Consider the following 14,667-nt stretch of genomic DNA (forward strand, 5'->3'; position numbering starts at 1 on the left):
CAAATAAAGAGGAGTGAAAAGTAATCATGGCGAAAAGCAAAATTATCGTCGTAGGTGGCGGTTTAGCCGGTTTAATGGCTACGATGAAAGCTGCCGAAGAAGGCACTGAAGTTGAATTATTCTCATTAGTTCCCGTAAAACGTTCACACTCCGTATGTGCGCAAGGCGGAATTAATGGTGCTGTAAATACAAAAGGTGAAGGGGATTCTCCTTGGATTCACTTTGATGATACTGTATATGGTGGGGATTTCCTTGCAAACCAACCACCTGTAAAAGCAATGTGTGATGCCGCTCCTGGTATCATTCACTTATTTGACCGCATGGGGGTTATGTTTAACCGTACACCAGAAGGTCTAATTGATTTCCGCCGTTTCGGTGGTACATTAATGCACCGTACTGCTTTCTCTGGTGCAACAACTGGACAACAATTACTTTATGCGTTGGACGAGCAAGTCCGCCGTTATGAAGTGGATGGTTTGGTTACAAAATACGAACACTGGGAATTCCTAGGTGCTGTTCTTGATGACGAAGGCCATTGCCGTGGTATCGTTGCACAAGATATGAAAACTGAAGAAATTAAATCATTCCGCGCTGATGCTGTTATTATGGCAACAGGTGGTCCTGGTATTATCTTTGGTAAATCTACAAACTCAATCATTAACACTGGTTCTGCAGCATCTATTGTTTACCAACAAGGTGCAACGTATGCAAACGGTGAAATGATTCAAATTCACCCAACTGCGATTCCTGGGGACGACAAAAACCGTCTAATGTCAGAATCTGCACGTGGTGAAGGTGGACGTATTTGGACTTACAAAGACGGTAAGCCTTGGTACTTCCTAGAAGAAAAGTACCCAGCTTATGGGAACTTGGTGCCTCGTGATATCGCAACTCGCGAAATCTTCGACGTATGTGTGAACCAAAAATTAGGTGTAAACGGAGAAAACGTAGTATACCTAGATCTTTCTCACAAAGATCCACATGAATTAGATGTTAAACTTGGCGGCATCATCGAGATCTACGAAAAATTCGTAGGTGATGACCCACGTAAATTACCGATGAAAATCTTCCCGGCTGTTCATTACTCAATGGGTGGTTTATGGGTAGATTACGATCAAATGACAGAAATTCCTGGTCTATTTGCAGCAGGTGAATGTGATTACTCACAACATGGTGCAAACCGTCTAGGAGCAAATTCACTACTTTCAGCGATTTATGGTGGTAGCGTAGCTGGACCAAACGCTGTTAAATATGTTAAGAGTTTAAAGAAACATGCTGAAGACCTTCCACAATCTATCTTCGACGCTCGCGTAAAAGAAGAACAAGAAAAATGGGATGCAATCCTTAAGTTGGATGGAACTGAAAACGCATACTTAATTCACAAAGAACTTGGTGAATTAATGACTGACAATGTAACGGTTGTACGTTACAATGATCGACTTGAAGCTACTTACAATAAACTTACGGAATTACTGCAACGTTGGGAAAACATCAATATCAATGACACGCAAAAATGGAGTAACCAAGGTGCTCACTTCACTCGTCAATTGAAAAATATGTTATACCTTGCTCGTGTAATTACTAAAGGCGCACTTTTACGTAACGAGTCTCGTGGAGCGCACTACAAACCAGATTTCCCAGAACGTGACGATGAGAACTTCTTAAAAACTACAATGGCGAAGTTCAATCCACAAACTGGTGAACCTGAAATTTCTTATGCAGAAGTAGACGTTTCCCTAATCCCGCCACGTAAACGTGACTATTCTTCATAAACTTAAGGGAGGTCATTAATCATGACAACACCAGTAGAAACTGGAAGAACTGTTAAATTGGAAATCCTTCGTCAAGATACTGAAGGTGGCGCAACTCGCTGGGAAAAATTCGAAGTGCCTTATCGCCCTGGTATGAACGTGATCTCGGCTTTAATGGGGATTCAACAAAACCCAGTTACTTCAGATGGCCAAAAAACGTCTCCAGTAACTTGGGATATGAACTGTCTTGAAGAAGTATGTGGCGCATGTTCGATGGTTATTAATGGTCGTCCGCGTCAATCATGTTCTACACTGATTGACCAATTAGAACAACCCATACGTTTAGAGCCAATGAAAACTTTCCCTGTAGTACGTGATTTACAAGTTGATCGTAGCCGTATGTTTAACGCACTTAAAAAAGTAAAAGCATGGGTTCCAATCGATGGAAGTTACGACCTAGGTGAAGGTCCACGCATGCCTGAGCGTAAACGTCAATGGGCTTACGAATTATCTAAATGTATGACTTGTGGTGTATGTATGGAAGCATGTCCAAACGTATCTGAAGGTGCTTCATTTATCGGACCAGCTCCATTATCACAAGTACGTTTATTCAACACACACCCAACTGGTGCAATGAATAAAGATGAGCGTCTTGCAGAGATTATGGGAGATGGTGGTCTTGCGAACTGCGGTAACTCACAAAACTGTGTAGCTGCATGTCCAAAAGGTATTCCACTAACAACTTCAATCGCAGCTCTTAACCGTTCAACAACTGTTCAAATGTTCCGTAACTTCTTCGGTTCAGACAACATGGTTGACTAATATATTATTAACTTAATAATAAGAAGCGATTTGTTTCTTCCTATAGAAAAGGGTATCTAAGTCATTTATTTGACTTTTAGATACCCTTTTTATGTCATGTGCATAAAATAGGGCGATATAAAGTTCTTCATGTTTTTTCGACGCAAATGCTCTTCCACAATAATTTCTATTCTTCAAGTAAAAGGGATAGAGGTAGCCTTACACGCCAGTGCTGGTCAATCCAGTGTCGATCTGTTTTATGAGAGGGAATTCTTCCTACCTGTACAAACCAAGTAATGCAATCCCTTTATCCTCCGCTGGTAAGTTTGGTATAATTAATGAACCATTATTCATTTTCGAGCTACCCCTTATGATAGCGTCATTAAAAGGGGAGCAAGAGCCTGTTGCAGTAGCAACTTTAAGAAAAGGCAAATGTATAAACTGCAACGGAAAATGATTATGGGATAGGGAGAAGAAAAGGGAAGGGGTTATTGAACATGAAGGCAAATTATATTGAAGATCCAATAAAATGGGAGGAAGATTTCAAGTTCTATGTCGAGGTGACCGTCCGATTTTCAGAGACGGATATGTATGGCCATTTGAACAACACTGTACCATTTGTTTACTTTGAATATGCACGTATCGAATTTATGAAACATATCGGTTTTACAAATTTTTCTGCGGAAGCAAAGAACACAATTTCTGTTGTGGCCGATTTGCAATGTGATTTTTTAAAACAAGTTTACTTTGATGAGACTCTCCGAATCTATGTAAAGGCGGCACGAATTGGAAATTCTTCAATCGACATTCATTATCTAGCCAGAAACGATAAAAATGAACCTGTGTTTACCGGTAGAGGGACGATTGTTCAAATCGATAAAGCTACTGGTAAAGCCATTCCCTGGGATGAAAAAGAAAAATTAATATTACAGGAGAAATAGTGAAAATGCCCTCACAGCCTTTCAACTCTTAACATACTTTACATAGAAGAGGAGATAGGAGGGTGTTGCCTTATGAATAGCCCGCAGCATCGTTCACTTTTGACGAAACGAGAACGGGAAATTTTCCAGTTACTTATCTTAGATTATTCAACTAAGGATATTTCGCAGAAGTTGGGCATTAGCGAAAAAACGGTGCGTAATCATATTTCAAACACGATTCAGAAACTGGGCGTATCCAGTAGATCACAAGCTTTAATTGAATTGCTGAGGCTAGAAGAATTATCATTGCACTGATTGGATGCTTGCTATTTCGCCAAAAACACTTCAAAATAGAGTTATATATTAGTGTCTAGCACAGATATTTTGTTCCGGGTGGTATACGCGGATTTCAAAGTCGCTAAAGACTGAATTGATTCTTGAGGAGTGACTGCACTAGAATGAGGAAGGACGAAAAGCACAGCCACGAAACAGTAGCATATTTAGAAAAAGAACTACGTTATATCTCACATTTAATTAAACAAAAAGGTAGAGAGATATTAAGCAACTATACGATAACACCTCCACAATTTGTAGCGCTTCAATGGTTACATGAATCGGGCGATATGACAATTGGTGAATTATCGAATAAAATGTATTTAGCTTTCAGTACGACAACGGATTTAGTTGATCGTATGGAAAAAAATGAATTGGTAGTGCGTATTCGTGATGAGCAAGACCGCCGGGTTGTACACATTCATTTACTTGAAGAAGGCGAAAGAATTATCGAGGAAGTAATCGAAAAAAGACAGAATTACTTACAAGATGTTTTAGTAGATTTTGATGAAGCCGAAGTAGAAAGCTTGTCAAGATTGCTGAATAAACTCCATCAACAAATGTAATAGGATTGAGGCGGTTTTTGTGAATGCCCCTATAGGCGTTATTGATTCAGGTGTTGGCGGCTTAACGGTTGCAAAACAAATGATGAAATTATTACCGGAAGAAACGATTTACTATATTGGTGATACAGCAAGATGTCCATATGGACCGCGCAACAGACGCGAAGTTTTACACTTTACATGGCAAATGGCCAAAGCATTGGAAAAGATGAATATTAAAATGCTCGTCGTGGCATGTAATACAGCAACTGCGGTTGCGCTAGATAGTCTGCAGAAGCATCTGTCGATTCCTGTCGTCGGGGTGATCAATGCAGGGGCGCGTGCTGCAGAGAAGAAAACAAGAAGTAATGAAATTGTCGTACTTGCAACAGAAGGTACAATAAAAAGTGGAGCATATGAAAGTGCTCTACTTTCTTTAAGTACGAAGGCGAAAATAATTCCTCTTGCGTGTCCGACATTTGTCCCGCTTGTAGAAAGTGGGGAATATGAGGGACAGTTTGCATTCGACTTAGTTGCAAAAGGGTTAAAGCCGCTAGCCGACAAAAAGTTTGACACAGTGATTTTAGGTTGTACGCATTATCCAATTATCCAACATCATATCGAAAAGGTTGTTGGGTCGCATGTAACGGTTCTATCCTCTGCAGAGGAAACAGCCAAAGAAGTGAAGGATATACTCGAATATAATCATGAGCTTTCCACTTCTAAAAACAATCCCCGCCATGTATTCTTTACAACGGGTTCGGTACCGATCTTTCGAATGATTGCAAACAATTGGTTGCAATCGAAAGAGTTGGATATACGGCGTATCAATTTGTAGTGTTTATTTTTCTGTAATATCTCTTATTGTTAATTGTTAAGCAAACTATAAAAAGCTCAAAAGTAGGCCATCCCTGCTCTTGAGCTTTTTAATGCTTGCTTCTTCTAACAACAAAATATACGATATACCATTCATAATATTCTGAATTGTTTTCGAGTTGTTTGTGTGCCTGGCACACACTCGAAATGAGTCATAAATTGTGGTAAGATGGGTAGCGCGAAACAACGAGGAGGATATAAATGACAAGACATGATGGACGAGCTGTAGAACAATTACGGCCTATTTCAATTGAACCAAATTATTTAATGCATCCTGAAGGCTCCGTATTAATCCAGGTGGGCAACACAAAGGTCATTTGTACGGCTACAGTAGATGATCGCGTTCCCGGCTTCCTGCGTGGACAAGGGAAAGGATGGATTACTGCTGAATATTCTATGCTTCCGAGAGCAACAGCAGAACGCACACAACGTGACTCTTCACGAGGGAAAATAAATGGACGTACGATGGAAATCCAGCGCTTAATCGGACGGGCTTTGCGAGCTGTCGTCGATTTAGAGGCACTTGGGGAAAAAACAATCTGGATCGATTGTGATGTAATCCAAGCAGATGGTGGTACACGAACAGCTTCGATTACAGGAGCATTCGTGGCCTTGACACAAGCACTTGCGAAAATTCACGAAGCCAAACCATTTGCCAAGTTCCCGATCATCGACTACTTGGCAGCAACAAGTGTTGGTTTTGTGGATGAGATTGGCGCCGTCCTGGACCTGGATTATATTGAAGATTCCTCAGCAGCGGTGGACATGAATCTGGTCATGACAGGCAGCGGCCGTTTTGTAGAAATTCAGGGAACAGGCGAAGAAGCAACATTCTCCCGAAGCGAACTAAATGAGTTATTGGATTTGGGGGAAAAGGGGATCCGTGAATTAATTGCTATCCAAACATCTGTGCTTGGTGAAGCGGCAACACTGGTCAGAAATGAGAAGGAGGAAGCATAATGAAACAAGTCGTCATTGCAACAAAAAATAAGGGGAAAGCAAAAGATTTCGAAGCGCTTTTTTCACCATTAGGCTATGAAGTCGTGACAATGTTTGAAGTGGCGCCAGATATGGAAATCGAAGAGACAGGAAAGACTTTTGAGGAAAACGCCATCTTGAAGGCAGAAACGCTTTCCCGTGAACTGGGACAAGTAGTCATTGCGGATGATAGTGGCCTAGCGGTGGACGCTCTTGGCGGCGAACCAGGCGTATATTCGGCCCGTTATGCAGGCGACCACGACGATGAAGCAAACATCATAAAAGTATTGGAAAAATTAAATGGTGTTCCTGAATCCGAGCGTACGGCACGCTTTTGCTGTGCATTAGCCATCGCGGGTCCGGAGATGGAAACCCATACAGTATTCGGTACATGTGAAGGGGAAATTTTGCATGAGAAACGTGGGACAAACGGATTTGGATACGACCCAATCTTCTTTGTGCCTCAATTAGATCGTGCAATGGCCGAATTAACGCCGGATGAAAAAGGTACCATTTCCCACCGAGGCAATGCAATACGTAAATTGGCTGAAGTGTTGCCGAAATTGATGAAATAGGGCTCTTAATAGCTTCCCGGCTTTTCATAGAGTGTAATCGGAATACAACGGTCAAGTTGGTCTTAATAAGCTACTTTTCATAGCGCTCTTTACTTAAATTTGACAGCGGGCATAAACATTTATATATTGATCCAGTCCAGTATGACAGAAAAGGATGGTAGTCTATATTAATATCCAATTTTCTTACAGATACTGGACTTTTTTTATTGGAGGTGTGGAGGATGAAACTATTGGTAATGAGTGACACCCACGGGAATGCCGAGGTGATTAAACAGGTGCGTGAATCGAATCATGATGCAGATGTCATAATCCATTGCGGGGACAGTGAACTTGCATATGACCATCCCTATTTGGAAGGGGTTAGAAAAGTGCGAGGCAATTGCGATCAAGATGACCGATTCCCGAATGAGGAGTTGTTCGAAGTAGAAGGCTTCAAAGTATTCGCTGTCCATGGACATTTATTAAATGTAAAATCCACAATCATGAATCTACTTTACCGTTCAAAAGAAGTCGAAGCAAATATAGTGTTTTTTGGACATTCCCATCTATTGGGCGCAGAGTTAGTGGACAACATATTATTCGTGAACCCAGGAAGTTTGCAAAAACCGCGTGGCATTGCCGAAAAAAGTTATGTCATCGTGGAATATGCGAATCATAATTGGAAAGTCACAGCATATACTGATAAGGGTGTGGAAATCTTTGCAAATACTTATGAATTAACCGAGTAATGTATGACGGAAAAATTTATAAGATATACAAATTTATTTTTATAAATATCGTTGACATTTTCTTTTTTTAAGCCTATAATAATAATTGTCTTTCAGGTAATTAACTTGATTGCAAAATGTCTCAGTAGCTCAGCCGGATAGAGCATACGCCTTCTAAGCGTACGGTCGGGGGTTCGAATCCCTCCTGGGACGTCAATAGGTTAAATTTGCTTTGATTTAACCGACCTAGAAGAAGTCTGAAACCTTGTTATATAAAGGTTTTAAGACTTCTTCATTTTTTTCGAAATCATAATAAATGGAGCTAAATGATGTGCTACACAAGACATTGCACAACACAATTTTACCCTATACGCATATCGGCAAAAACTTTGGTAGATATACTTTCATCACGTTCTTCCATTTCTTTTAATACGTGTGCATAGTGGTCTAATGTTGTTTGGATGTCTGCATGTCCCAGACGTCTTGAAACAGATTGAATATTTACACCTTGAGTACTGAGGGTGAAGTAAAAAGAAAGATTGTTAGGAATACCAAATGAATCTGGACAAAAATAAAAGCCACTCCGATGAGTGACTTAGTTCAAGCTGTCATATGCTTTTAGTTGTGTTTCATAAGTATAACGGACCATTTCATAATCTGTTCCCCATTTAGAAATAGCATCTTGAAGGATTTTCTTCTTTGTATCCGTGTTCGGATTTAGACTTTTCATCCATTTATAAGCTTCTAACTGGTTTTCGTAAGTGTATTGAACCATTTCAAACTCGTAGTTCCATTTTTTAAAAGCTTGCTCAAGAATGTTATATTGATCATCAGAAGTAATACTTAGATTAACTAATTCCTCGTAAGCTTCCGTATGGTTTTCGATTACATAAGCTTGCATCGTGTAATCACTTGGCCACTTATTCGTAGCGTTAGTTTTGATTTTTTTCTCTACTTCCGTTGGATTTAAAGATTTAATTGAACTAATATAACCGACAGTACTTCCACTTCCACTATTTGAGTTAGAACCGCCTTGAGTGATTTTTATTGATTTAGCTTTTTGATTCCAATCAACTGTTGCACCTAAAGATTCACTAATGAAACGTAAAGGAACTAATGTGGAACCATTTTTTACTTTAGCGGGTACTGAGATATAATTAACAACACCGTTCACTTTAGTTTGTTTTGAACCAATCTTGAGCCAAACATCTGTATTACCTTTTTTAGCGTTAATTGTTTGTGTTTCAGGATTCCAGTATACTGTAGCCCCTAATTCTTCAAATATTCCTCTAAGCGGAACTAATGTATTGCCATTTTCAACAATTGCTTTATTACTAAAAGATTGTTTTTCTCCGTTAATGTCGATAGAAATATTACCAGCTGCGTTAGCGTTATTTGCTGTTAAATACGAAAAAGCAAAAGCAAATAATACTACACTTAAAATAACTTTAATTTTTTTCAAACCTATCAACCTCCTTTTTATTCCATTTTATTGGTATTATTGGGATAAATCTATAATAAAAAAACAGACAACCGAAAATAGTTGTCTGTTCCATTAGTTATTTAAATGTATTTATTCTCTAATGTTCTTTTACATGCATAAAGTAACAAAAAGCTACACACAACAAAATTCCTTTTGTTAAGTCCTGTAAGTTTGGAATTAGTGAGTAAACTAACATTATTCATATTGATAATAATATCTTCTTTAAATAGAACAATCTACTACAATGAACCACTGAACCTGGTAAGCCAATAAATTAACCCTTTTAACTTTTTTTAGTTCACTAAAATAGGTATATACATATACTAATATGAATTTATAATTTGGTGGTGAAATTAGCACATGTTTAAAATCAGTTTATGTATGATTGTTAAAAATGAAGAAGAAGTGTTACGTCATAGTTTAAGCAGTGTAAAGGATATTGTTGATGAAATTGTAATTGTCGATACTGGTTCTTCAGATAGAACGAAAGATATAGCAAAAGAATTTACTGAAAAAGTATTTGATTATGAATGGAATGATGATTTTTCAGCAGCTAGAAATTTTTCGTTTAATAAAGCTACAATGGATTATATTTTTTGGATGGACGCAGATGATGTTTTATTAGAAGAAGATCGAAAAAAGTTCATGAAATTAAAAGAAGAAATTACGTTTAAGGTGGATGCAGTATCAATGCTATACCATATTGCGTTCGATGAATACGATAATCCTACCTTTAGCTTTAGGAGAAACCGACTTGTAAAAAGGGAAAGGAAGTTCATCTGGAAAGGGGCAGTCCATGAATTTCTTGATGTTGGTGGGTATATATTATCATCCGACATAGCAATAACACATAGAAAGAAAAATAAAAAAAATGACACGATACAAAGTGACAGAAATTTAAAAATCTATGAGAAACGGTTAGGTAATGGAGAAATTTTTAGTCCAAGAGATATATTTTACTATAGTAATGAATTAAAAGATCATGGACAATTTGAAAAGGCAATTCAATATTATAATAAGTTTTTAGATCTAGATAAAGGATGGGAAGAAGACAAAATTAGAGCGTGTATCAATATGGCTGCCTGCTATAGAAGTTTGGGCGATACTGAAAGGGAAATAGATGCATTAGTAAAATCTATTTTATATGATGTGCCTAGACCAGAAGTTTCATGCCGCATAGGTGATTTATATAAAGAGAGAAAATTATATAATAAAGCGATTTTATGGTACCAGCTTGCTGTTCAGGTTAATACCGAAAATATTCAAGGTTTTAGACAGGATAGCTATTCAACTTGGTATCCGTATTTACAGTTATGTGTTTGCCATTGGCAAAATGGAGATAAAGAATTATCCATTAAATACAATAAGATAGCGAAAGAGTATCGACCATATGATCCAGCTATCCTTCAAAATGAAAAATTCTTTCAGGAGTATTTTCGTTGAAGTAAGTAAATATATTTCTAATTAGAGGGGCTATCTAGCAAGTCCCTTTTATTTTGGCAAAATCACTTTTGTGGATTTAGGATTCAAACACAGGACTAGAACTACTCAGAATGGAACAGCTTTTTTATGTAATGAAAATGAGCTGTAATCATTAGATATACAGCCCACTGTCAAAAGGTTTTTTGACTTTTTCGCGGTAAAGTTCAAGGTAACAGTTGTTATTTTTTTTTATACTCGTTTTATTTTTAATTATTTCAGATTCCATAATTACTATTTGTTCACTAATATTTTGTTCGTCAGTTGAAATAATATAATCTTCAAGATTAACTGACTTAATAAAATCAAAAACTTTAAATCGGTATCCTAATGCAATAAAAGGAATATTTGCAGCTAAAGAAATATAATTTGCATGTAATTTAAAGTTTATTGTAAAGGTGAATATTTGCATTAGGGACATTAATTCGTTGTGATTATAAAGCTTTTTATCAAACGTTACTTTATTTTTGTCAATTAGTTTTGAATAAAGCTGTTCGATTGCCGGTAAATCCGCCTGCCAAACAATATACAAGTATACGTGATACCCCTTCAGAATCAAATGATTTAATGCATCAGCTAGCTGTTCTTCAACTCTCAATTCATCTTGACCGTAAATATGATTGAAACTTGTTCCCCAGTTAACACCGATGATTTTATCGTTTGCTTGGAGTAAATCAAAATGCGTTTGTACATTTCGTTCATTTGAATGGTGTTGACTATCTAGGAGGAATCCGGGATCACCGCTTAGGTGGGTATTTTGCACTCCATATTGTTCCAACAATTTAAGAGTGAGTGGACCGCGGACACCAGACCAAACACTCTTGTTAAATACAGTAATCATTTTGGTTTTTAAGTCATCCGAAATAGAAAGAGGAATCTTAACATTGTTATCCAATAATTCGATAAAAGATTTTGGTGCCCAATCAATCCCTGAACCCCAAATCATTACTTTTTTGCTTAACAAGATACAGTCATATAAGTAATTAATAATATAGGGATGAATAAGATTGTTATTTCCACTTAGAAGTGACCCACCACCTAATACAATTAGATCATATCCCTGTAGGCGTACATTTTTCAAATATTTATGTTCAATGTTGGCTGAATCGAGTTGATAATCATCTCCGAGTGTTAAAAATTGTTCTTTAAATAAATCAAACATTAATTCATCACCTAAATTTTTATAACCAATCCAGCCGATATACAAAACTTTTTTCACTTGGACTTCTCCCTTGTTAAAAAAATTAGATTTTTGTAGAATTCAATTTACTCAGGCATGATTCTTTGTAATGAAGAGCATTAAAACTTCCTGATCCTTTCATGATGAGGTATTCTGAGTGATTCTCTCCAAGTTTAAGACATTTTTCAAAAGAGTCTAAAGCATCTGAGTACTCTTCTTTATAAAAAAGCATAAGTCCTTTAATAAAATGAAGTTCAACGTAATCGGGATATAGTAGTAGCGCTTTTTCAATGCTTGAACATGCTCCATCAATACTATTTGTCTCATATAAAATTCCGTATTTTAAACGATATAGAATTGCAGGTGGTTTAAGTCCTTGAAGAAGAAAACCAAGAATCGATTCGTTAATATAAGTGAAAGCAATACCATAATCTTGGTTGCGATAAAATTCACTAGCTAAATGGTATTCAATCCATGGACTATGACCGGGGTTTTGATATTCCTCCTGAAGAAGGTGTAAGTTCCGTTGAGATTTCTTCTTTTTCGTTGTGATTTCCTTTATATAACCATAATGATGGATAGGAACCTCTAGGGTTTCACTTTTATATCTTGAGTCTTCTTGTTCAGGAAAATTGGGTGTTTCATGAATTCTATTATAAAATTTAACCCCTAAATTGTTTCGAAACAAACGGGGTTGATGGTAATAGTATGCTTGTTCCTGTTTGACTGGAAGGGTATCTCCATAATAATTGATAATTGGCATAAAAAGCATGGAAGCATCTGTTTGTGTAATAAAGTCCATCATTAGCTGACTTTTGCTAGTTTCCAACTCTTCATCAGCATCTAGCCACAAAATCCAATCTCCATTAGCTCTTGATAGACCAAAATTCCTCGCATCGGCAAAGTGATCACCCCACTGGTACGGATAAATTGCTGCATTATATTTTTTGCAAATTTCCAGCGTACGGTCATTGGATCCTGTATCTACGATGATAAGTTCATGTACTAATTCATGAACACTTTTTAAGCAACGTTCAATAAATTCTTCCTCATTCTTTACAATCATACATAGAGAGATAGAAGGCATCTGCATAACTTAATCTCCTCCTTTAACCTTGTTGTAGTTCATTGATGTGGTTGCCAAGGTGGGGAAAGGGGTGTCATACTAATGGATTTAATAGAATTTTGGGGGTAATAGGTCATAATTTGGGAAATAAGAGATTGGCACATTATTTGAGTATCTTCATTTTGAAATTTATATTCATTTATTAAACTTTTTAATCTTTTAAATAATTGATAATTGATATTAGCTTGAAATGATTGAAAGGGATGTATGTTATCAATCGAAATGTACTTTTTGTATGCGAAACTACGATAAATCAAATACATGTGTAATTTCTCAATTAAAAGCAGAGAATGACTAAGTTTTTCTTCAATATGAGGTTCCTGTTGAAATGAAAGTTTTGAATATTTGCAAGTTAAAAAATACTGTGAAATAAAATTTGTAAATTTATTAATAAATTCTAAATAATTTGTTTCACTTTTTATCATTGTATCACTTTCCAATAATTGTGAGTTTTGCATTTTCCGACCCCCTTTGCAATTGAACATCGTTCCGTTCAGACAATACACCCAGTTGATTTATTAAAGCATGAATTATTTATCCTTTTTACATGTATTATGGCTACAGTTACACGGATTCTTTTTTTTGCAAGTTTGGCAAAAAGTAAATAGTTCCTCTTTTTTATGTTTATTCTGGTCACAATCACATGATTTTTCCTTCTTATGAAGATGACAATGGTTACAACCGGAATCTTCACTCAGAGATATAACATCTTCTAGCTTGAATTGTAATAATATTTGTGATTTGACAACAGTACGGAGCGTTTTGTTAATACTATCATTAATCTTTAAATATTCATTTAATTCACATGGATTGGTTTCTAAAAAACACTGTAGCTTCTCACCTTCAGCATTCAAAATGTGTGACAGACCGATTTCCTCCAAAGCAATAGAGGATAGCAGCATATTGATTGTTTCACAACGATTTAAAGAAACTTTTGGGGTTATATTGGGTATAGTTGGTAAAGACATATAATTACCTCCATAGGGGTTTTATCTTACACTTACAGTATCAGGTTGCTTACGTACTTTATAATATATTGAGTTGGACATAGATTGGTGCCTGGTTTTTATAAATTATCAAATAATGGTAGTGAATTGGCTTGGTAATAAAATAAAAATGACTGTAAACAAACTCAATTGTATTGAGTTTGTTTACAGTCTCAGAGTGTAGACGAAGTCTATATACGACTTTGTCTACACGTTTTTTTAGGCTATGCCCTTAAAAGAAGCATTATCCAGACTGTCTTGAAAACGTTTTGCATGCACAGTCGAGTGAAGACTCGAGTAGAATTACCGTTCACGAGGGGACGAATGAGACAACAAACGCAGGATGAAAGCGTTTGTCAACAATCTGAATTGTGTAGTGCTTCTCTCTCAATTATAAAGTTTCCGTAATTTGGTGAATTGACCATACAATTGGTACACCAGGCCCACCTAAATCTAATCCTATTGTTAAGCCGTCAGCCTCATAGAATAGACCAATATCATCTCCTGCAGTTAATTCTACATCTCCACTTAACGTTACAGTACCGTTACCTAAAACTGCTCTTAGAGTCAGAAGTAGGGCTACGTTTACATTTAAGACTGGAAGTAATCCGGAAATCAAATCTGTCCCAGTAGTAATATTACGTACAACAAATGCTGGATCAATACCAGTACCCAAGCTGACAGTAAGAGCTGCTGTTGTTTGATAGCTGATTGTAGCAGATATTGAATATCTTCCCGTCACAGGAGCTGTATACGTTCCTGTAGCCGGATCGAAATTCCCATTGGTAAAGTATGGCGCTGTTACAGTCCAGTCAGTTATCTGAGAAGTCCCAGTAACTGAAGCTGCTCCCGCAAGTGCGGAGAATCCTTCTTCAGTTACTGTAGGTCCAGTCGGCCCAGCAGGTCCAGTCGGCCCAGCAGGTCCAGTCG

At 37.1% G+C, this 14,667-nt stretch carries 15 protein-coding genes, 1 tRNA gene and 1 pseudogene; 11 read left to right on the forward strand and 6 right to left on the reverse strand.

Annotation, left to right across the window (positions count from 1 at the left end; translation table 11 throughout):
- Positions 1 to 26 precede the first annotated feature (26 nt).
- The 10 genes from sdhA to CD33_RS05075 all read left to right on the forward strand — a co-directional run bounded on the left by sdhA (position 27) and on the right by CD33_RS05075 (position 7,696).
- Entirely contained in the window at positions 27 to 1,772 is a 1,746-nt protein-coding gene (sdhA, locus tag CD33_RS05030) for a succinate dehydrogenase flavoprotein subunit (RefSeq protein ID WP_036198754.1), read from the forward strand.
- A gap of 21 nt (positions 1,773 to 1,793) precedes the next feature.
- On the forward strand, positions 1,794 to 2,573 hold the full coding sequence (gene sdhB / locus CD33_RS05035) for a succinate dehydrogenase iron-sulfur subunit (RefSeq protein WP_036198755.1): 780 nt from the start codon (positions 1,794 to 1,796) through the stop codon (positions 2,571 to 2,573).
- A 476-nt stretch (positions 2,574 to 3,049) separates the two neighbouring features.
- Positions 3,050 to 3,493 (forward strand): acyl-CoA thioesterase, encoded by a 444-nt coding sequence (locus CD33_RS05040; protein WP_036198756.1) that lies wholly within the window; start codon positions 3,050 to 3,052, stop codon positions 3,491 to 3,493.
- Positions 3,494 to 3,565: 72 nt separating this feature from the next.
- Entirely contained in the window at positions 3,566 to 3,787 is a 222-nt protein-coding gene (locus CD33_RS05045) for a helix-turn-helix domain-containing protein (RefSeq protein WP_036198757.1), read from the forward strand.
- Between the two features lie 143 nt (positions 3,788 to 3,930).
- Positions 3,931 to 4,371 (forward strand): MarR family winged helix-turn-helix transcriptional regulator, encoded by a 441-nt coding sequence (locus CD33_RS05050; protein ID WP_036198758.1) that lies wholly within the window; start codon positions 3,931 to 3,933, stop codon positions 4,369 to 4,371.
- 19 nt (positions 4,372 to 4,390) lie between these two features.
- Positions 4,391 to 5,185, forward strand: a complete 795-nt coding sequence (gene racE / locus CD33_RS05055; protein WP_036198759.1) for a glutamate racemase — start codon at positions 4,391 to 4,393, stop codon at positions 5,183 to 5,185.
- A 239-nt stretch (positions 5,186 to 5,424) separates the two neighbouring features.
- Positions 5,425 to 6,183, forward strand: coding sequence for a ribonuclease PH (gene rph / locus CD33_RS05060; protein ID WP_036198760.1), 759 nt, complete (start codon positions 5,425 to 5,427; stop codon positions 6,181 to 6,183).
- Complete coding sequence (locus CD33_RS05065; RefSeq protein WP_036198761.1) at positions 6,183 to 6,776, forward strand: XTP/dITP diphosphatase; 594 nt, start codon at positions 6,183 to 6,185, stop codon at positions 6,774 to 6,776. Before rph ends, CD33_RS05065 begins: the two co-directional genes overlap by 1 nt.
- Positions 6,777 to 6,997: 221 nt before the next feature.
- Positions 6,998 to 7,504: a metallophosphoesterase gene (locus CD33_RS05070; RefSeq protein WP_036198762.1), complete on the forward strand. Its 507-nt coding sequence runs from the start codon at positions 6,998 to 7,000 to the stop codon at positions 7,502 to 7,504.
- Positions 7,505 to 7,622: 118 nt separating this feature from the next.
- Positions 7,623 to 7,696, forward strand: a tRNA-Arg gene (locus tag CD33_RS05075).
- Between the two features lie 382 nt (positions 7,697 to 8,078).
- On the opposite strand, the gene CD33_RS19375 is transcribed toward CD33_RS05075, so the two are convergent.
- Complete coding sequence (locus CD33_RS19375) at positions 8,079 to 8,945, reverse strand: copper amine oxidase N-terminal domain-containing protein (RefSeq protein ID WP_052130005.1); 867 nt, start codon at positions 8,943 to 8,945, stop codon at positions 8,079 to 8,081.
- 381 nt (positions 8,946 to 9,326) lie between these two features.
- On the opposite strand from CD33_RS19375, the gene CD33_RS05085 reads away from it, so the two are divergent.
- The gene (locus tag CD33_RS05085; protein ID WP_036198763.1) at positions 9,327 to 10,409 is read left to right on the forward strand and encodes a glycosyltransferase; all 1,083 of its coding nucleotides are present in this window, start codon (positions 9,327 to 9,329) and stop codon (positions 10,407 to 10,409) included.
- A gap of 151 nt (positions 10,410 to 10,560) precedes the next feature.
- Here the strand turns inward: CD33_RS05085 and CD33_RS05090 are convergent, their stop codons facing one another.
- From CD33_RS05090 to CD33_RS20670, 5 genes and pseudogenes are all read right to left on the reverse strand, one after another.
- Positions 10,561 to 11,664, reverse strand: a complete 1,104-nt coding sequence (locus CD33_RS05090; RefSeq protein ID WP_036198764.1) for a polysaccharide pyruvyl transferase family protein — start codon at positions 11,662 to 11,664, stop codon at positions 10,561 to 10,563.
- A gap of 25 nt (positions 11,665 to 11,689) precedes the next feature.
- Complete coding sequence (locus tag CD33_RS05095; protein WP_036198765.1) at positions 11,690 to 12,718, reverse strand: glycosyltransferase family 2 protein; 1,029 nt, start codon at positions 12,716 to 12,718, stop codon at positions 11,690 to 11,692.
- Between the two features lie 32 nt (positions 12,719 to 12,750).
- Complete coding sequence (locus tag CD33_RS05100; protein WP_036198766.1) at positions 12,751 to 13,209, reverse strand: hypothetical protein; 459 nt, start codon at positions 13,207 to 13,209, stop codon at positions 12,751 to 12,753.
- Positions 13,210 to 13,281: 72 nt separating this feature from the next.
- On the reverse strand, positions 13,282 to 13,719 hold the full coding sequence (locus CD33_RS05105) for an alpha-helical endospore appendage domain-containing protein (protein WP_036198767.1): 438 nt from the start codon (positions 13,717 to 13,719) through the stop codon (positions 13,282 to 13,284).
- A 409-nt stretch (positions 13,720 to 14,128) separates the two neighbouring features.
- Positions 14,129 to 14,667 (reverse strand): annotated as a pseudogene (locus CD33_RS20670) (collagen-like protein); the annotation flags it as partial.

The sequence above is a fragment of the Ureibacillus sinduriensis BLB-1 = JCM 15800 genome (assembly GCF_000772955.1).
In the GTDB taxonomy this organism is placed as follows: Bacteria; Bacillota; Bacilli; order Bacillales_A; family Planococcaceae; genus Ureibacillus; species Ureibacillus sinduriensis.

Excerpts from the sequence above, each read along its gene's own strand:
- sdhA (WP_036198754.1), top strand. The coding sequence starts at position 27 with ATGGCGAAAAGCAAAATTATCGTCGTAGGTGGCGGTTTAGCCGGTTTA.
- sdhB (WP_036198755.1), top strand. The coding sequence starts at position 1,794 with ATGACAACACCAGTAGAAACTGGAAGAACTGTTAAATTGGAAATCCTT.
- CD33_RS05040 (WP_036198756.1), top strand. The coding sequence starts at position 3,050 with ATGAAGGCAAATTATATTGAAGATCCAATAAAATGGGAGGAAGATTTC.
- CD33_RS05045 (WP_036198757.1), top strand. The coding sequence starts at position 3,566 with ATGAATAGCCCGCAGCATCGTTCACTTTTGACGAAACGAGAACGGGAA.
- CD33_RS05050 (WP_036198758.1), top strand. The coding sequence starts at position 3,931 with ATGAGGAAGGACGAAAAGCACAGCCACGAAACAGTAGCATATTTAGAA.
- rph (WP_036198760.1), top strand. The coding sequence starts at position 5,425 with ATGACAAGACATGATGGACGAGCTGTAGAACAATTACGGCCTATTTCA.
- CD33_RS05065 (WP_036198761.1), top strand. The coding sequence starts at position 6,183 with ATGAAACAAGTCGTCATTGCAACAAAAAATAAGGGGAAAGCAAAAGAT.
- CD33_RS05070 (WP_036198762.1), top strand. The coding sequence starts at position 6,998 with ATGAAACTATTGGTAATGAGTGACACCCACGGGAATGCCGAGGTGATT.
- CD33_RS05085 (WP_036198763.1), top strand. The coding sequence starts at position 9,327 with ATGTTTAAAATCAGTTTATGTATGATTGTTAAAAATGAAGAAGAAGTG.
- CD33_RS05095 (WP_036198765.1), bottom strand. The coding sequence starts at position 12,718 with ATGCAGATGCCTTCTATCTCTCTATGTATGATTGTAAAGAATGAGGAA.
- CD33_RS05100 (WP_036198766.1), bottom strand. The coding sequence starts at position 13,209 with ATGCAAAACTCACAATTATTGGAAAGTGATACAATGATAAAAAGTGAA.
- CD33_RS05105 (WP_036198767.1), bottom strand. The coding sequence starts at position 13,719 with ATGTCTTTACCAACTATACCCAATATAACCCCAAAAGTTTCTTTAAAT.